A 16667-nucleotide genomic window follows, 5' to 3' on the forward strand; every position below is an offset into this window, starting at 1 on the left:
GTATGCAGTATCTTTGGGCCGGACTGGGATTGCTTTGCGTTGCGATGGCGGTTGTTGGGGTTGTTCTACCCCTTCTTCCAACAGTGCCATTTCTTCTGCTTGCCGCGTTTTTCTTCGCCCGCTCATCCTCGCGGCTGCACAATTGGCTTGTGAGTCATCAGCTTTTTGGGCCATTGATTCTTGATTGGCAAAGTTCCGGCGCCATTCGACCGGTCGCAAAAAGGGCGGCAACCGTCTCGATCGCCGCCGTTTTCGGAATCTCTGTTATGCTGTCCGCACCGCCTTTTGTGTTGATCATTCAGGCCGTTGTGCTGGGCGGCGTCATGATCTTTATCTGGTCACGGCCTAACGGCTGAGCTTAGCGCACAAATCGTCCAGCTGATCCAGGTTCTCGTAGGTCAGAACGACTTGTCCTGTTTCCGTTCCGGCCTTGTGATTGATCGACACTTTCATCGCCAGGATCGCGGATAGGTCCTTTTCCAACGCACGTGTGTCTGCATCCTTTCCAGCATCCAGATTTCGGGCGCGAGGTGCAGATCGCTCAACGCCGCCTTGCTGCTGTTTTTTGACCAAAGCCTCGGTTGCGCGCACCGATAAGCCATCCTTGACGATCTGTTTCGCAAGTTCCGACGGATTTTCGGCCGTAATCAGGGCCCTGGCGTGCCCCGCAGATAGTTTTCCTTCAATAACAAGGGCTTGTACATCCATCGGCAAGGACAGAAGCCGCAAAAGGTTCGCAATGTGGCTGCGGCTCTTGCCCAGGGCCTCGGCCAGCTTTTCCTGCGTGTGCCCAAATCGATCCATCAACTGCTTATAGCCAGCGGCCTCTTCCACCGCGTTCAGATCTGCACGTTGGATGTTTTCAATAATCGCAACTTCCAACACTTCCGTGTCATCGAATTCACGCACAATGACCGGAACATCGTGCAGCTGCGCCATCTGCGCCGCGCGCCAACGGCGTTCGCCTGCGACAATCTCATATTCTCCTGAACCTGTCGCGCGAACGATCAGGGGCTGAATGATGCCTTTTTCCTTTACCGACGCCGCCAGCTCGTCTAGCTGCTCAGGAATGAATGTGCGGCGCGGCTGGTTCGGGTTGGCTTTCAGCTTTTCAATCGGGACTTTCAGATCAGGCCTGCGCGCATCCACTGAGGCCCGACCTTCTGCTTCAGGATTTACATCTGCCATAAGGGCAGACAGGCCCCGCCCCAACCCTCTGGATTTTGCTTTCTTGGCGCTCATGTCGCCCTCCTCATTCCCGCTCAGGCTGCGGTTTTGTTGTTCTTGTGCATGATCTCGCGAGCAAGATGTCGATACGCCATTGCTCCAAGCGATCCCGAGTCATATTGCAAGACCGGCAACGCATATGACGGCGCTTCGCTGACCCGCACATTTCTGGGTATCTTGGTTTTAAAAACCATCTCACCCAGATTGTCACGTGCGTCCTTTTCGACCTGGCGGGACAAGTTGTTGCGGTTATCATACATGGTCAACACAACACCTTCGATTCTCAGATCTGGATTCGCCGTTTGGCGAACCTCTCGAATCGTCAGCATCAATTGCGACAGTCCTTCAAGGGCAAAGAACTCACTCTGCAACGGCACAAGTACCGAGTGTGCAGCAACCATTGCATTTACGGTCAGCAAGTTTAGGGACGGTGGGCAATCGATTAGAACAAAATCAAACTCAAATGCATCTATGGCTGTCTGCCGCAGCGCATCATGTAAAAGGTAACTGCGTTTTTCGTTTGAGATCAGTTCAATATCGGCGGAACTCAAGTCGACGGTGGCCGGTACTACGAAAAGGCCTCCAATTTCAGTTTCCTGAACCACTGCTTCTAGTGGCGCCTCGTCGAGGATCAGGTCATAAGTTGTCCAGTCCCGATCTTCGACACCCAAACCAGTTGAAGCGTTCCCCTGTGGATCGAGATCAACCACCAGAACTCTACAACCGGCCTCAGCTAATCCAGCAGCAAGATTAATAGCTGTGGTTGTTTTCCCGACCCCACCCTTCTGATTAGCAACAGCAACTATCCGAGGCCCTGAAGGTCGAGATAAATCAACCACGTGATACTCCATTTATCTTAAGGATAACGGCTTGAGGTTCAGTTAAACTTGTAATCGCCTCTGCCTCGAATTTCCATTCCTCACGTGCGTCTTCCATCTCTTTTTTCCAATTTGCGCCTTTGGGCAACAATGCTGTCCCGTTGGTGTGTAAATGTCTGTCACAAAAGGATAATAATGTACGCAAGTCAGCCAATGCACGCGCTGAAACGATGTTTACCGCCAAAGGATCAACCATCTCAATCCTTTTTGAAGTCACTGCGCATCTTATTCCGCATTCCCGGGCAACGTTGCGCAAGAAAGCTGATTTTCGCTGATCACTTTCTATCATATTGAATGAGGCGCTTGGATTTTCTTCCGCGGCGAGGATAGCACAAACCATACCCGGGAACCCGCCTCCACTTCCCAGATCCGCCCAGGTGTCAAAACTGTCAGCGCACCGATAGACTTGCACGGAATCCAGAATATGCCGGTCCCAGATATACTCCAGGCTGTTCCGCGACACGAGGTTGATCTTTGGATTCCAACGTTTCACCAGTTCAACATAAGTCGTGAGGCGTTCGAATGTTTCACGTGAAACATTCAGGTCATCAAACTTCGAATAATCAACCATCATGCTTGGCGAGCTCTTTGATCCCGGCGCAGTTTTGCCAGAACGAGCGTCAGCGCTGCCGGCGTGACCCCCTCGACACGGCTTGCCTGAGCGATATTTGCAGGCTTTGCTTGCGACAGCTTCTGTTTCATCTCCGAAGACAGGCCGTCCAAAGCAAAATAGTCGAACTCATGCGGGATGACATAGGATTCATCCCGCTTCATTGCTTCAACGTCCCGCTTTTGTCTGGCAATGTAGTTGGCATACAAGGCGTCCCGCTCGATCTGGAGCCTGATTTTTAGGTCAACATCCTGCAAATCAGGAACAAGAGGCAGCAAATCTTCAAACGAGGTGTCGGGGAATGCGAGAATTGCCATCCCATCCCTACGGTTTCCATCCTGATTAACGTTTATACCGGCGGCGAGAACTTCCTTGGGCGTATAAGTCCGTTCCGTCAGCTTTGACTTCACGCTTTCAAGTTGGTGCATTTTATCTTCGAACTGAACTTTGCGCTCTTGTCCGATGCACCCCAATTCCAAACCAAGCTGTGTCAGCCGTTGATCAGCATTGTCGGCGCGCAGAGATAGCCGGAATTCCGCACGCGACGTGAACATGCGGTAGGGTTCGGCAACTCCTCGAGTTGTCAAATCATCGATCATTACGCCAATATAACTGTCGGATCGCATAAAATGGATGGGTTCTCGCCCTTGGGTCTCCAACGCCGCATTGAGGCCGGCAACCATGCCCTGAGCTGCGGCTTCCTCATATCCTGTGGTCCCATTTATCTGGCCCGCTAGATATAGTCCGGGAACAGTTGGCAAGGATAAAGAAGCACTCAGGACGCGCGGATCAACATAGTCGTATTCGATTGCATATCCTGGTTGCAGAATATCTGCATTCTCCAATCCCTTAATCGATCGCACATAGTCTAGTTGAACGTCTTGCGGCAATGACGTCGAGATACCGTTCGGATAGATCGTGTGATCATTGACCCCTTCGGGCTCAAGGAAGATTTGATGCGATTCCTTATCCGCGAATCGTACGATCTTGTCTTCAATCGATGGACAATAGCGCGGGCCTACTCCATCAATGCGACCGCCATACATCGCGGATTTCGAAAGATTCGCAGCGATGATCTCATGTGTTCGCGCATTTGTGTGTGTAATTCCGCAGGAAATCTGGGGCGCGAAAACGGATTGAGACATAAAAGAAAACAGGGTTGGCTCATCATCACCGTCCTGCCTTTCAAGATCCGACCAATCAATGCTCCGACCATCTAGGCGCGGCGGCGTCCCGGTTTTCAATCGTCCCATGGGAAGATTGTATCTTTCCAACCGTTCAGCCAGTTTAACGGAAGGTCGATCCCCCATTCTCCCACCGGGACGAGACACGTCACCTATGTGAATGACACCCCTTAGAAATGTACCGGAGGTCAGGATAACGGCGCGCGCAGAAAGTTCTGATCCATCAGAAAGAGCAACACCTGCAACCTTCTCACCGATCATTAGAAAATCGACAACCTCTCCTACAACAACGGACAGGTTATCCTGTTTCTCTGTTTCCTGTTGCATAGCAAGCCGATACAGGGCGCGATCTGCCTGCGTTCTCGGCCCCTGTACGGCCGGCCCTTTTCGACGGTTCAACAAACGAAACTGTATGCCCGCCTGATCCGCCACACGACCCATGACGCCATCCAAGGCGTCAATCTCACGCACAAGATGGCCCTTTCCCAAACCTCCAATCGCCGGATTGCAGGACATAACGCCGATGTCTGTTGCAGACAACGTCACCAGTGCAGTTGTTGCGCCCATCCTTGCTGATGCATGAGCGGCCTCGGTTCCGGCATGGCCTGCGCCAATGACGATGACATCAAACTTCGAATGTTTCACGTGAAACACTCCTTACTTTCCCAAACAGAAGCTGGAGAAGATTTCATCCAACAGAGTTTCGACATCTATTCTGCCCACCAGAGATTCAAGGGCACGAATTGCAGTTCTCAACTCCTCTGCAGCGATATCATACAGGTCCGGACCTGATTCCAGAACCGAGATTGCAGATATGAGTGAGTCCAATGCACTTTTGATTGCAACGCGATGGCGTTCCCGTGTTGCAATACCATGGCTAGTAGTTCTCTTACTCAGTACACACGAAATCTGGTTTACAAGTGCGTCTATTCCCTGGCCTGTTTTCCCAGATACACCCTGCCCGTCAATACCCCGAAGGTCCGCTTTGGGCAGAACATGAATATCACCATCTTGCATCTCCACACCCAAGATTTCCGGTGTTTCAGACAAGAAAACGCGAAGGTCAGCGGCCTCCGCTCTGCTACGCGCAAGCTCGATGCCCAGGTTTTCGACATGATCTTCAGTCTGTCGCAGCCCCGCCGTATCCAGCAAGGTCACTGGTAAACCAGCCAGATCCATTCGAACTTCGATCACATCGCGCGTGGTTCCGGCGTATTCCGAAGTAATAGCCGCCTCACGGCCTGCCAATGCATTTAAAAGAGTGGATTTTCCCGCATTTGGAAGGCCGACGATCGCAACCTCGAACCCTGTACGTATTCGCTCGGCAATTTTGACGCCGTCTGCCTCACGGTGAAGATCTGACATGACACCTTGGATCAGGGCGCGCACTTCCGGCGTCACATCAGTAGGAACTTCTTCATCAGCAAAATCGATGACAGCTTCCAACAGGGACGCAGCCCGTATCAAATCCCTGCGCCACCGTTCTGCCAAGGTGCCCAGCTCGCCCGCCAAAATGGTCTGAGCTTGCTTGCGTTGTGCTTCCGTTTCTGCATCGATTAGATCGGCCAGACCTTCAACCTGAGTCAGGTCCATCTTGCCATTTTCCAGTGCCCGGCGTGTAAACTCACCCGGTTCAGCGATGCGCAACCCTTCCGTATCAGACAGGCAGCGCAGCACTGCGTTGACAGAGGCTGTGCTTCCATGAATCTGAAGCTCGGCCACGTCCTCACCGCTAAAGCTAGCCGGGGCCTGGAACGTCAAGACCAATCCGTCGTCCAAACGTGCTCCGCCATGATCCATCAGAGTGCGCAGGACCATGCCACGCCTTGGCAACGCACCACCAGTCAGGCGCGCCGCTGCTGAATGCGAGTCTGGACCTGAGAGGCGGATGACCGCCACCCCAGCTTTGCCCTGCGCGCTGGCCAAGGCGAATATCGTATCCATTCGAAGGCCTCGCTAGAGTTTAAGACCTGTGTCAGGTGTTCATCGAATCGAAGAACTCACTGTTGGTCTTGGTCTGCTTCAACTTGGACAACAGGAACTCGATCGCGTCAGTCGTTCCCATCGGGTTGAGGATACGGCGCAGAACGAAGGTCTTGGCCAGATCGCCCTTGTCGACCAGCAGTTCCTCTTTCCGCGTGCCGGACTTGAGGATGTCGATCGCCGGGAACACGCGTTTGTCCGCAATCTTGCGATCAAGAACGATTTCCGAGTTACCTGTACCTTTAAATTCTTCGAAGATGACCTCGTCCATCCGACTGCCGGTGTCGATCAGTGCGGTGGCGATGATGGTCAGCGAGCCACCTTCTTCGATATTCCGCGCAGCACCAAAGAACCGCTTGGGCCGTTGCAGAGCATTCGCATCCACACCACCGGTCAGAACTTTACCCGAGGATGGCACCACGGTGTTAAACGCCCTACCAAGTCTTGTGATCGAATCGAGAAGAATAACAACATCTCGTTTGTGCTCAACCAAACGCTTGGCTTTTTCGATGACCATTTCTGACACGGCCACGTGGCGGGTCGCGGGTTCATCAAAGGTCGAAGACACAACCTCACCCTTCACCGAGCGCTGCATGTCCGTCACCTCTTCGGGGCGTTCGTCGATCAGCAGGACAATCAGATAGCACTCTGGGTGGTTCTGTTCGATCGAATGCGCGATGTTCTGCAGGATCACCGTTTTACCGGTCCGCGGCGGTGCCACGATCAGAGAACGCTGGCCTTTACCGATCGGCGAGACCAGATCAATAACACGGGCCGATTTGTCCTTGATGGTGGGATCCTCGATCTCCATCTTCAAACGCTCGTCCGGATACAGCGGCGTCAGGTTGTCAAAGGCAATCTTGTGCTTGGCTTTTTCCGGTTCTTCAAAATTGATCTTGGTAACTTTGGTCAGCGCAAAGTAACGCTCGTTCTCATCAGGTGCCTTGATATCACCTTCAACCGTATCTCCGGTCCGCAGCGAGTGCAGGCGGATCATTTCAGGCGAAACATAGATGTCATCCGGACCCGGCAGATAGTTCGCCTCGGGCGAGCGCAGGAAACCGAAGCCGTCCTGAAGAACCTCAAGCACGCCATCGCCACCAACGGTCCAGCCCTCATCCGCGCGTTCGCGCAAGATCTGGAACATCATCTCGCCTTTTCGCATGGTCGAGGCGTTTTCGATTTCCAGTTCTTCGGCCATCGCCAGAAGATCTTTTGGGCTCTTAGCCTTGAGATCGGCCAGATTCAGAGATTCAGTTGTCATTATACAAACCTTCACCGCTGAGACTGCGGCACGAAGTGGAATTTCAGAACGGAAGATACGCCGCCCGGACGGGCGCGTTGATCCCTACATAAGCTCAGCGCTGCGCGAAGTCAAACAGGCCTTCAGAACTTCAGAACGACCGCCAGAACGATGGCAACCATCAAAACGGTCGGGACTTCGTTCATCATGCGAAACTGCCGCCCAGTGAGCTTGTTTCGCCCTTCCAGGAAATCCTTGCGTCGCGCCATCAACCAGTGATGAAACCATGTCATACCAATCACGGCAGCGCCCTTGACCCAGGGCCAGGACCAATCCCATCCCACGATGCCCGGCGTAAACACCATGATCAAGCCACAGACCCACGCAACGATCATCGCCGGGCTCATGATCACACGCAGCAGCTTTTCTTCCATTTCAAAGAAAATTTCCTGTGCGCCATCGACGGCCTGAGCTTTCTCAACGTGATAGACAAACAATCTGGGCAGATAGAACAGGCCTGCCATCCACGAGATCACGGCCATGATATGGAGTGACTTCACCCACGGATACAGCGTGAAAAGAAGATCGGTCATATTGGCTCCAGGCATTGCTCGGAACCCTCCCTAATAAAAAAATAAGAAAAGAAAAAGGATGATGGTTTTGTAGAGTGAGCAAAATCCGTGGATTACTTTTTTACACATGTGTTTTCCCCAAGTGGACAGAACACGGCATTTTTCGGTCGATTCTGTTGATTTATGTTTTTATGGATTAAAATCAACATGTTAATCACGGCGCTCCTTATTCCACTTGGGGATAACTGGTAGGAGAATTTGGGATATCGAGGTTTTCCAGAGAAACTGACTTATCCTTGTCCGGACTGGATGGGATTTGAGCGACTCGGGGATCTCTGTCGCGAAATCCCCGGGGTTGCGTGTCAACCGGAAAACCATACAAAGCACCCCTGAACTCTCAATGATTTGCGCACGGGGTTTTCCACATGTCTGTCCCCATTCTTCTTGCTTCCGGGTCCGCTATTCGCGCGCAGCTGCTTGAAAATGCAGGTGTACCGTTCGTGGTACAAACCGCGCGCGTGGATGAAGAGACGGCCAAACGCGCCTTGCTGGCTGAAAACGCAACACCACGGGATATTGCCGACACGCTCGCTGAAATGAAAGCGCGGAAGGTCAGTGACAAAAATCCCGGAGCTATGGTTCTGGGGTGCGATCAGGTTCTGGATTTTGACGGCCAGTTGCTGTCGAAACCGGAATCCCCCGAACAGGCGCTGGACCAGCTGAAAGCCATGCGAGGCAAGCGGCACATGCTTTTGTCCGCAGCCGTGATCTATCAGAATGGTGAGCCGATCTGGCGGCATGTGGGACAGGTGCGGTTGCGGATGCGGGCCAGTTCTGACGCCTATCTGAAAGACTATGTTGCGCGAAACTGGGACAGTATCCGACATGCTGTCGGAGCCTATAAGCTGGAAGAAGAAGGTGTCCGCCTGTTCGCCACCATTGACGGCGACTATTTTAACGTTTTGGGTATGCCCCTGTTGGAGCTGCTCAACTTTCTGGCTGTCAAAGGGGTAATTGATCAATGACGGACTATCGGGTTCCATTGGCCGGAGTTATTGGACATCCCATTGGTCACTCACGGTCCCCCAAACTGCATGGTCATTGGCTGAAAACATATGGTCTTGCCGGTCATTACATTCCGATGGATGTGGCACCCGTCGATCTGGAAGCTGTGCTACGCACCCTGCCCAAGGCGGGTTTCGTCGGCGCCAATGTCACGGTCCCCCACAAAGAAGCCGCCTTGAAGATCGCCGATCATGCGTCTGACCGCGCAACGGTGATAGGTGCTGCGAACACTCTGGTGTTTCGTGAAGATGGCTCAATCCATGCAGACAACACAGACGGGTACGGGTTCATGGAGAATCTTCGCAATGGTGCACCGGACTGGAATGCAAAGGACGGGCCGGCTGTTGTGTTCGGGGCCGGTGGGGCCGCTCGCGCCGTTCTGCAAGCGCTGTCTGACGCTGGTGTGCCGGAAATCCTGCTGACCAACCGAACCCGCGCCCGTGCGGATCATTTGAAAGAGGAATTCGGTCAACGCATCCGCGTGGTGGATTGGGTTCAGGCCGGAAATGTCATCGAAAACGCAGAGCTCGTGGTAAACACGACCTCGTTGGGAATGCAGGGCCAACCGGAATTGCGGGTTCCGCTCGATGGGTTGCAGCCCGGTGCCGTGGTGACAGATCTGGTTTATGTGCCTTTGAAAACCCGCCTGTTGCAAACCGCAGAACAGGCAGGGTGCACCGCAGTCGATGGGCTGGGCATGTTGTTGCACCAGGCAGTACCCGGTTTCGAACGCTGGTTCGGCGTGCGCCCCGAAGTTGATGCTGATGCGCGTGCGGCGGCGATGGCATGAGTTTCGCACTTGGCCTGACCGGTTCCATCGGCATGGGCAAAAGCACAACGGCGCAGATGTTCGTCGAAGAAGGCTGTGCCTTGTGGGATGCGGATGCGGCGGTGCATCGCCTGTACTCCAAGGGTGGCGCGGCCGTTGGCCCCATGGAACGAACGTTTCCGTCGTCCATTCTGGACGGTGCGGTCAACCGGGATGCGTTGAAACGGATTATTGCCGCCGATCCTGCTGCGCTGAAAACCATCGAAGCTATCGTCCACCCTCTGGTCGCTGCTGACCGCGCAGCATTTCGTGAAGACGCGACAAACGACATTTTGGTGTTCGATATTCCGCTTCTGTTTGAAACGGGCGGTGACGCGGCAATGGACGCGGTGGCGTGTGTTTCGATCCCGGCCAGCGAGCAAAAGCGGCGCGTCATGGAACGGGGTACAATGACTGAGACGCAGTTCGAGCAAATCCGTGACAAACAGATGCCGAATGACGAGAAATGCGCGCGGTCGGATTACGTGATCGTGACTGACACTCTGGACCACGCTCGCGCGCAGGTGCAGGATGTGGTCAGGCAGATACGGGCGGGGATGGCAAATGCGTGAAATTGTACTCGATACAGAAACCACTGGATTCGATCCCGAAAGCGGTGATCGGATCGTGGAAATCGGCGCGGTTGAACTGTGGAATCACGTCGCAACGGGTGAGACGTATCACGTTTACATCAACCCTGAACGCTCGATGCCGGAAGAGGCATTTGGTGTGCATGGCATCGGCCCGGACCTGTTGGAAAACCCGCGTCCGCCGGAAAAGGGTGAAGTGACGCTGAAAGACAAACCGGTTTTTGCCAAGATCGGTCACGCTTTTCGTGAATTCGTTGGCGATGCTCAGTTGGTGATCCACAATGCATCTTTCGACATGAAGTTCCTGAATGCCGAGCTGAAATGGATGGGTGCCCCGCTCATCCTGATGGAACAGGCGCTGGATACGCTGGCGATAGCGCGCAAACGGTTTCCCGGCTCTCCGGCCTCATTGGACGCGCTTTGCCGCCGCTTCAATATCGACAACTCGAACCGTGTTCTGCACGGCGCGTTGCTCGACTCTGAAATCCTGGCAGAGGTTTATCTTGAACTGATCGGAGGACGACAGCCCGATTTTGGCCTGTCGACATCTGCATCCTCTGCGGCAGGTGGCAGTGATGATTGGCGACCGACACCACGTGCCATACCGCTGCCATCCCGAATTACCGAGGATGAGCTCGCAGCACATGAAGCTTTCGTGGAAAAACTGGGCGACAGCGCCCTGTGGACCCGCGCCTGATCCGGTCAGGCACGGGCCAAAACCTCAGGCGTCTGTCTTCTGGGACTGTTCGGCCTGACGACGCATCACTTCGTTGCGATACAGGGCGACGAAATCGATATTGTCCAGATTCACCGGTGGGAAACCGCCGTCACGGGTGATGTCGCTGACAATGCGGCGTAGGAACGGGAACAGCATCCGCGGGCATTCGATCATCAGGAACGGGTGCAGCTGGTCTTCCGGCACACCTTCCACGTGGAACAGGCCGCAATAGTCCAGCTCACACAGGAACAGAACGTCTTCCAGGCCTTTGGCTTTGGATGTCAGGTTCAGCTTGACGGACACTTCGAACTGGTGGTCTGCCGTGCGTTTTTTGGCGTCCAGATTCACCTGAACCGCGATTTCGGGCTGTACGTCACCGGAAACACCCTTCTGGGCCATCACGTTCTCAAAGGACATGTCGCGGATGAACTGCCCCAGAACACGCATCTGAACTTGCGGGGCGGCTTTGGCCGCAGTGTTTTCTGCAGCGTTTTCTTCGGCCATGGATCTACTCCAAAAATGAAATTCGCCACTGCTTATCAAGTTGGGGGCGGCACCTCAATGCCGGTGGGGGCCCTCGACCCATTTAGACGGTTTTGACGGATCATTTTTCGGGCGAACTTCGGTGAAGTCGCCGTCTATGATGTCACCCTGATCGAGCGGATTTCCCCGTGACTGAAAACCGGGGCCCTGACCCATCTGAAACTGGGAAACGGTGACTTTCGATCTCAGGTACCTGAAAACCGCGACCCGCACGCCCGGAACAAGCAACGCAAATCCAATGGCATCAGTGAAGAATCCCGGCGTAAGCAACAAAGCGCCCGACAAGAGGATCATTGCACCATGCGCCAGCGGTTCGGTCGGGTCGTCAAGTTCGGCAAACGACCGTTGCAGGTTTCCCAACGCCATGCGACCTTGTGTCCGCACCAAAACCGTGCCCAAAACCGCTGTCAGTACTACGATGGCAAGGGTTGGCCACAAGCCGATCAACCCGCCGACCTGAATAAACAGCGCGATCTCGATGATGGGCACCAACAAAAATGCCAAGAACAGATACATTTGCGTTATCCTTTCCATTAGGCCGGGCTGTGGACTTGCCACCTACGGTCACCTACATAGTGGCATGAGGCCGCGTATACAAAGCCGCGGTCCTGAAAAGAGGATGAAATGAACGAACCCATGATCCAGTTGCTGGTCCTGGCCGGAATTGCCGTTTTCCTGATCCTGCGCCTCAAGAGCGTATTGGGCACGCGTGAAGGTTTTGAAAAACCACCCGTGCAGCAGCAACCCGAAGCGCATAAATCGCGCCGCGATTTCGAAGTGATCGAAGGCGGCCCGGATCATGACATCACCGACCATGTCCCGGAAGACAGCGAACAGGCGCAAACACTGGCAGCGATGAAACGCGTTGAACCCAGTTTTTCCGTCAGCGAGTTTGTTCAGGGTGCGCGCGGTGCCTATGAAATGATCCTGATGGGGTATGAAAAGGGAAATCTGGATGAGATCCAACCATTCCTGTCGGAGGAAGTTTTTGAGTCCTTCGTTGCGGGTGTCTCTGCACGAGAAGATCAGGGCCTGACGATCGAGGCTGAGTTTATCGGTGTCCGAGAAACAGCCCTGACGGATGTCAAATTCGACAAGGATACCAATCAGGCCGAGATCACCATGAAATTCGTGGGTGAGCTGACTTCGGTTGTGCGGGATCGCGGTGGCGATATCGTAGAAGGCAGCCCCAATACCGTGAAACGCCAAAAGGACAGTTGGACCTTTGCCCGAGTGATGGGCAAGGACGATCCAAACTGGCTGCTTGTTGCCACGGACGCATGATTGCCACGCTCCGGTCGCTTTTACTGGTCGGTGCAATGACCATTGCCAGCGCTGCCGGGGCCGAGGCAACGCGATCCATTCTGTCGTTCGATGATCTGCGTGGTTGGGCCGAGGATGACCACGGTGCAGCCCTTTCGGTTTTTCTGAACACCTGCGGGGATCTGAAAGATCCCGATTGGCGGGCCCTGTGCGGTGTGGCAAGAACCTATGATGCGGAAGCGGCAAGGGCGTTTTTTGAACTCTTCTTTCGCCCTGTTCTGGTTGAAGATGGCGAGGAAGCCTTGTTCACAGGGTATTTCGAACCCGAGCTTGATGGTGCGCGTACCCGGACGGATCGTTTCAGGTACCCCATCTACAAGATGCCGCCCGAGGCCCGCGCTGAGGGGTCCTGGCTGAGCCGGCGAGAAATTCTGACCAGTGATGTGATGCAAGGCCGCGGGCTTGAGATTGCCTGGGTCGATGACCCCGTAGAGTTGTTTTTTCTGCAAATCCAGGGTTCGGGCCGCGTTCGATTGCCGGATGGCGGCGCCTTGCGCGTCGGATATGGCGGCGCGAATGGTCACCCCTATAGGTCAATTGGTGTGGAACTGGTGCGGCGCGGCATTCTTGGCGCGCATGAGGTCAGCGCGCAGATGATCCGCGCCTGGGTGCGCAAGAATCCCGAGGCCGGTGCGGAATTGCTGCTCCACAATCCATCATACGTGTTTTTCCGCGAAGTTTCACGCGTCGCGCCCGAGCTTGGGCCGCTGGGTGCCATGAACCGATCCGTAACGACCATGCGCAGCATTGCTGCCGACCCGGCCTATACGCCGCTGGGCGCGCCGGTTTGGGTGGAAAAGGACGGTAACGAACCGATTCGCCGCCTGATGATTGCGCAGGATACTGGTTCTGCCATCAAGGGCGCACAACGGGCCGATATCTTTTTCGGAACAGGGGACGAGGCCGGGCAGGCTGCGGGCAAGCTGAAAGATCCGGGCCGGATGGTGGTGTTGCTGCCCATCCAGCGTGCCTATGCCCTGCTACCGGATGAATTCTAATGACCCGGCGCAAACTAACCGGCGAAGAGATCGAGCTGTGGCGGAAGGTCGCCAAACAGGCCGAGCGGCTGCATCCGGAAATCCCGCAGACGGTCCATCCGACTTCCCTGCCGAAACCCAAGCCCAAGAAAACGCCGAAACCCCGGTTTGAGTCATTCGAACTTGGACAGGCCCATCAGGTGAAACCGAAACCGAATGATCTGAAGCCTTCGGTGACGGATGCGCTGCGCAAAGCACCGGTTCAGATGGACAATAAGGCCTTTGGCCGGATGAAGCGCGGCAAGCTGAAACCCGAAGGCAAGCTGGATCTGCACGGTATGCGGGTCGCTTCGGCCCATCCGGCGCTGATTCGATTTGTCCTGAGCGCGCAGGCACAGGGTAAGCGTCTGGTTTTGGTCGTGACCGGCAAAGGCAAGGATCGGGACGAGCCCGGTCCGATTCCGACGCCGCGCGGTGTTCTGCGAAACCAGGTTCCTCACTGGTTGTCTATCCCACCGCTGGCCCAGGCGGTGATGCAGGTCACACCTGCTCATATAAGCCACGGCGGAGATGGGGCTTATTACGTATATCTCAGGCGCGTGCGCTAAAGGTCACGACGGGCGCGGGAAATACCGACCCAAATCAGAACGCATACCAGCACGAAGAACATTCCAATCCAGAAAAACTGAGTGTTCAGAGAAATACCAAGGTCAATCAGAACGCCGGTCAACCCAGGTCCGATGGCTGACCCCAGCACCATGACAGCCGCAGCCATCGCCTTGATGGCTCCGATATGCTGGGTCCCATAGAATTCTGCCCAGAACGCACTGGGCAAAGTACTGTTTGCGCCGACCGTCATGCCCAGAAAAACCAACCCAATCGTCGCGCCGCTGATTGATTCAGTCATGCCCAGAACCACAAACCCAACCGCCATCGGAAGCTGATAGTATGGCATGATGCGCGCAGTGCCCCATTTGTCCAATGCCCAGCCCGCAGAAAACATCGATAGCAGTGATATTCCGGTAAAGATCGGAAACAGAGCGACCAGTTGAATATGCTGCCAGCCTTTGACGTCAGCCAGATAGATCTGATGGAAGAAAAACGCGGTAATGAATGCAGAAGGCGCAAGCACGGCGGGCACCATGAACCAGAACAAGGGGTTAAACAGCGCGTCGCGACGGCTCCAATGGCGACCCTGCATGCCAATGGCAGAGGATTCGCTGGCAAGGCTTTGCGGTGTTCGTTCCTCGCGTAATAGCCGCATCAACACGGGAATACCCAAGGCGGTCACCGCCGCCGCGATGACCCAAAGCCAACGCCAGTCCAGGTAAACCATGGCCGCAACAAAGATCAGGGGCAGCAAGGCCTCACCGATGGCATAGCCGATGGATGCAATGGAAAGTGCTTTGCCCCGCGTGACCGTGAACCACCGCGCCATGGCGACCGCGGCCAGATGCGTGCTCATCCCCTGACCGAGAAGACGCAGCAAAAAAATCACCACTGGCAACAGCAGCAGCCAGGTATTCAGAGCCATGGCAAGGGCGGCCAGGGTCAACCCTGTCAGAACCGCCGGACCCAGCACCCGGACGCGAAAGATGTCCGTTAGCCCTCCGGCCCAGATCATCACGATGGCCGACAGGGTTGTGCCCAATGTGTATAGCCCACCCCAGGCACCGTGGCCGAGACCGAATTCCGCGCGGATATCACCGGCAAAGATCGAAATGAAGAATGTCTGCCCAAAGCTGGACAAAAAAGTCAGGAGAACGCCTCCGCCAAGCCAGGTGGCATTGTCCAGAAGATACCGACGCAGCTTAAACCGCGTCACGGAGAGCTGACCTGTGCCTGTCCGGTATCTGTCAGAACAATTTCAGTGGCACCGTCGGGATTTCGCTCGCTGGGTGGCACCAGAATATCAATTGCCGGCCGGTCTTCCCGCCCGAAGGTATTGTTGACACGCCGTAACGAGTTGAGGATCGACAACAAGGCCGGTGAGGTTGCGGCAACGAAATGCGAGGATGCCGCGTCACTGCTGAATGCCGTCGTGTCGATCACGCTGATCGGGAATTCTTCGAGAGAGTCAATCGAGCTGATATTACCCAACCGCTTACCTTCATCAGTGCCACGCAAACGGCCCGAGATGTTCAGGATCTTGTCCTTTTGGGACACCATTACCAGGAAAGGATCGGGCGGGTTTTCGATACGTTTCATCTGCGAGCGAAACAGATCGAGATCCAGATCGGGCGAGATCAGCACGACCCCATCGATGTTTCGGTTGGCCCATCCGGGTTCTTGTAGTTCGGTTTGTCGCATCATTTCCATCGCCAACGCACCGCCCATGGAATGCGCCACCAGAATAACGCGTTTGACACCCATGGCTTTCAGCTCGCGGATAGTCTGTTCCAAACCGTCGCGGGCAAACAACATGCTGTCCAAATCGTAGGCATACCCATAACCCGTCGCACGGCTTGGCCAAGAATACACCAGCGTTGACCCGGGGAGGCCGATGTCATGCGTCAGCTGAGCTGCGCGAAAGATCGTTTCGGTCTGGGTCGAGTTGTAGCCGTGCACAAAGATCGTGACGTCATCCTTACCCCGCAGATGTTTGCGTAATCCACCAGGCCCATCCAACTCGGTGACATCTGCCAGAACGAACTCTTTCTGCGGATTCGGGTTTGCGTAGGAAAAACGGAGCGTACCCGGAGTATGCGTTGGTGGGATCGAAACCGTAGTTTCGAGAAATTTGAGTGTTTCACCGCGTCGGAATCCAAAGGATCCATCGGCCTCACGCGCGCGGGTCGTACTTGCGAAGATGGTTTCAGGTGTCCCGATGTTCACGGCATCGGGCACGACCTCGGACACCGTCCGGTCGACGCAGGCGCAGAGCGAAAGGGATGCGAACAGAATGATGAAATAGCGCAGCACGGGCCAGACCTCGGGGTGAATCGT

19 protein-coding genes are annotated in these 16667 nt (G+C 54.9%); 8 read left to right on the top strand and 11 right to left on the bottom strand.

Translation table 11 applies throughout. The annotated features are described in order from the left end of the window. Positions 1-2: 2 nt before the first annotated feature. Positions 3-356 carry a YbaN family protein gene (locus tag AC2FJB_RS12485; protein WP_117871270.1) on the top strand — a complete coding sequence of 118 codons (354 nt, stop codon included), beginning with the start codon at positions 3-5 and terminating at the stop codon, positions 354-356. On the opposite strand, the gene AC2FJB_RS12490 is transcribed toward AC2FJB_RS12485, so the two are convergent. From AC2FJB_RS12490 to AC2FJB_RS12520, 7 genes are all read right to left on the bottom strand, one after another. Further along, on the bottom strand, positions 346-1242 hold the full coding sequence (locus AC2FJB_RS12490) for a ParB/RepB/Spo0J family partition protein (protein ID WP_496718986.1): 897 nt from the start codon (positions 1240-1242) through the stop codon (positions 346-348). The genes AC2FJB_RS12485 and AC2FJB_RS12490 overlap by 11 nt on opposite strands. A 20-nt stretch (positions 1243-1262) precedes the next feature. Further along, positions 1263-2066 (bottom strand): ParA family protein, encoded by an 804-nt coding sequence (locus tag AC2FJB_RS12495; protein WP_299899808.1) that lies wholly within the window; start codon positions 2064-2066, stop codon positions 1263-1265. Beyond that, positions 2059-2676, bottom strand: a complete 618-nt coding sequence (rsmG, locus tag AC2FJB_RS12500) for a 16S rRNA (guanine(527)-N(7))-methyltransferase RsmG (protein WP_496719075.1) — start codon at positions 2674-2676, stop codon at positions 2059-2061. Before rsmG ends, AC2FJB_RS12495 begins: the two co-directional genes overlap by 8 nt. Next, positions 2676-4544 carry a tRNA uridine-5-carboxymethylaminomethyl(34) synthesis enzyme MnmG gene (gene mnmG, locus AC2FJB_RS12505; RefSeq protein ID WP_496718985.1) on the bottom strand — a complete coding sequence of 623 codons (1869 nt, stop codon included), beginning with the start codon at positions 4542-4544 and terminating at the stop codon, positions 2676-2678. The genes rsmG and mnmG overlap by 1 nt, the downstream gene beginning before the upstream one ends. Before the next feature lie 12 nt (positions 4545-4556). Further along, positions 4557-5843, bottom strand: a complete 1287-nt coding sequence (gene mnmE / locus AC2FJB_RS12510) for a tRNA uridine-5-carboxymethylaminomethyl(34) synthesis GTPase MnmE (RefSeq protein ID WP_496718983.1) — start codon at positions 5841-5843, stop codon at positions 4557-4559. 31 nt (positions 5844-5874) lie between these two features. Then, positions 5875-7146 (bottom strand): transcription termination factor Rho, encoded by a 1272-nt coding sequence (gene rho / locus AC2FJB_RS12515; protein ID WP_117871260.1) that lies wholly within the window; start codon positions 7144-7146, stop codon positions 5875-5877. 122 nt (positions 7147-7268) lie between these two features. Further along, a complete protein-coding gene (locus AC2FJB_RS12520) occupies positions 7269-7718 on the bottom strand; it encodes a CopD family protein (RefSeq protein ID WP_299899799.1) in 450 nt (149 codons plus the stop codon). Between the two features lie 404 nt (positions 7719-8122). On the opposite strand from AC2FJB_RS12520, the gene AC2FJB_RS12525 reads away from it, so the two are divergent. From AC2FJB_RS12525 to dnaQ, 4 genes are read left to right on the top strand one after another with little or no spacing between them, the layout of a single operon-like run. Continuing rightward, positions 8123-8722, top strand: coding sequence for a Maf family protein (locus AC2FJB_RS12525; RefSeq protein WP_496718982.1), 600 nt, complete (start codon positions 8123-8125; stop codon positions 8720-8722). Next, positions 8719-9552: a shikimate dehydrogenase gene (locus AC2FJB_RS12530; protein ID WP_117871256.1), complete on the top strand. Its 834-nt coding sequence runs from the start codon at positions 8719-8721 to the stop codon at positions 9550-9552. Before AC2FJB_RS12525 ends, AC2FJB_RS12530 begins: the two co-directional genes overlap by 4 nt. After that, positions 9549-10142, top strand: coding sequence for a dephospho-CoA kinase (gene coaE, locus AC2FJB_RS12535; protein ID WP_496718981.1), 594 nt, complete (start codon positions 9549-9551; stop codon positions 10140-10142). Before AC2FJB_RS12530 ends, coaE begins: the two co-directional genes overlap by 4 nt. Continuing rightward, positions 10135-10857, top strand: coding sequence for a DNA polymerase III subunit epsilon (gene dnaQ, locus AC2FJB_RS12540; RefSeq protein WP_496718980.1), 723 nt, complete (start codon positions 10135-10137; stop codon positions 10855-10857). The genes coaE and dnaQ overlap by 8 nt, the downstream gene beginning before the upstream one ends. A 24-nt stretch (positions 10858-10881) precedes the next feature. On the opposite strand, the gene secB is transcribed toward dnaQ, so the two are convergent. Beyond that, entirely contained in the window at positions 10882-11382 is a 501-nt protein-coding gene (gene secB / locus AC2FJB_RS12545) for a protein-export chaperone SecB (protein ID WP_299643158.1), read from the bottom strand. 54 nt (positions 11383-11436) lie between these two features. Then, positions 11437-11937: an FxsA family protein gene (locus tag AC2FJB_RS12550; protein WP_496718978.1), complete on the bottom strand. Its 501-nt coding sequence runs from the start codon at positions 11935-11937 to the stop codon at positions 11437-11439. 108 nt (positions 11938-12045) lie between these two features. Here AC2FJB_RS12550 and AC2FJB_RS12555 point away from each other — a divergent pair, with 108 nt between their 5' ends. The 3 genes from AC2FJB_RS12555 to AC2FJB_RS12565 are packed head-to-tail and all read left to right on the top strand — an operon-like array spanning position 12046 to position 14329. Then, positions 12046-12705 (top strand): Tim44/TimA family putative adaptor protein, encoded by a 660-nt coding sequence (locus tag AC2FJB_RS12555; protein WP_117871246.1) that lies wholly within the window; start codon positions 12046-12048, stop codon positions 12703-12705. Further along, entirely contained in the window at positions 12702-13742 is a 1041-nt protein-coding gene (mltA, locus tag AC2FJB_RS12560) for a murein transglycosylase A (protein WP_496718977.1), read from the top strand. Before AC2FJB_RS12555 ends, mltA begins: the two co-directional genes overlap by 4 nt. Then, positions 13742-14329, top strand: a complete 588-nt coding sequence (locus tag AC2FJB_RS12565; protein ID WP_496718975.1) for a Smr/MutS family protein — start codon at positions 13742-13744, stop codon at positions 14327-14329. Before mltA ends, AC2FJB_RS12565 begins: the two co-directional genes overlap by 1 nt. Here the strand turns inward: AC2FJB_RS12565 and AC2FJB_RS12570 are convergent. Together AC2FJB_RS12570 and AC2FJB_RS12575 are read right to left on the bottom strand one after the other, a co-directional pair. After that, positions 14326-15546: an MFS transporter gene (locus AC2FJB_RS12570; protein WP_496718974.1), complete on the bottom strand. Its 1221-nt coding sequence runs from the start codon at positions 15544-15546 to the stop codon at positions 14326-14328. The two genes, AC2FJB_RS12565 and AC2FJB_RS12570, sit on opposite strands and share 4 nt — an antisense overlap. Next, the gene (locus AC2FJB_RS12575; RefSeq protein WP_371415312.1) at positions 15543-16664 is read right to left on the bottom strand and encodes an alpha/beta hydrolase; all 1122 of its coding nucleotides are present in this window, start codon (positions 16662-16664) and stop codon (positions 15543-15545) included. Before AC2FJB_RS12575 ends, AC2FJB_RS12570 begins: the two co-directional genes overlap by 4 nt. Positions 16665-16667 lie beyond the last annotated feature (3 nt).

The organism is Ruegeria sp. CDSC085, assembly GCF_059610465.1.

Excerpts from the sequence above, each read along its gene's own strand:
- mltA (WP_496718977.1), top strand. The coding sequence starts at position 12,702 with ATGATTGCCACGCTCCGGTCGCTTTTACTGGTCGGTGCAATGACCATT.
- AC2FJB_RS12490 (WP_496718986.1), bottom strand. The coding sequence starts at position 1,242 with ATGAGCGCCAAGAAAGCAAAATCCAGAGGGTTGGGGCGGGGCCTGTCT.
- mnmE (WP_496718983.1), bottom strand. The coding sequence starts at position 5,843 with ATGGATACGATATTCGCCTTGGCCAGCGCGCAGGGCAAAGCTGGGGTG.
- secB (WP_299643158.1), bottom strand. The coding sequence starts at position 11,382 with ATGGCCGAAGAAAACGCTGCAGAAAACACTGCGGCCAAAGCCGCCCCG.
- dnaQ (WP_496718980.1), top strand. The coding sequence starts at position 10,135 with ATGCGTGAAATTGTACTCGATACAGAAACCACTGGATTCGATCCCGAA.
- rsmG (WP_496719075.1), bottom strand. The coding sequence starts at position 2,676 with ATGGTTGATTATTCGAAGTTTGATGACCTGAATGTTTCACGTGAAACA.
- rho (WP_117871260.1), bottom strand. The coding sequence starts at position 7,146 with ATGACAACTGAATCTCTGAATCTGGCCGATCTCAAGGCTAAGAGCCCA.
- AC2FJB_RS12530 (WP_117871256.1), top strand. The coding sequence starts at position 8,719 with ATGACGGACTATCGGGTTCCATTGGCCGGAGTTATTGGACATCCCATT.
- AC2FJB_RS12485 (WP_117871270.1), top strand. The coding sequence starts at position 3 with ATGCAGTATCTTTGGGCCGGACTGGGATTGCTTTGCGTTGCGATGGCG.
- AC2FJB_RS12555 (WP_117871246.1), top strand. The coding sequence starts at position 12,046 with ATGAACGAACCCATGATCCAGTTGCTGGTCCTGGCCGGAATTGCCGTT.
- AC2FJB_RS12525 (WP_496718982.1), top strand. The coding sequence starts at position 8,123 with ATGTCTGTCCCCATTCTTCTTGCTTCCGGGTCCGCTATTCGCGCGCAG.
- AC2FJB_RS12520 (WP_299899799.1), bottom strand. The coding sequence starts at position 7,718 with ATGACCGATCTTCTTTTCACGCTGTATCCGTGGGTGAAGTCACTCCAT.
- AC2FJB_RS12565 (WP_496718975.1), top strand. The coding sequence starts at position 13,742 with ATGACCCGGCGCAAACTAACCGGCGAAGAGATCGAGCTGTGGCGGAAG.
- coaE (WP_496718981.1), top strand. The coding sequence starts at position 9,549 with ATGAGTTTCGCACTTGGCCTGACCGGTTCCATCGGCATGGGCAAAAGC.
- AC2FJB_RS12550 (WP_496718978.1), bottom strand. The coding sequence starts at position 11,937 with ATGTATCTGTTCTTGGCATTTTTGTTGGTGCCCATCATCGAGATCGCG.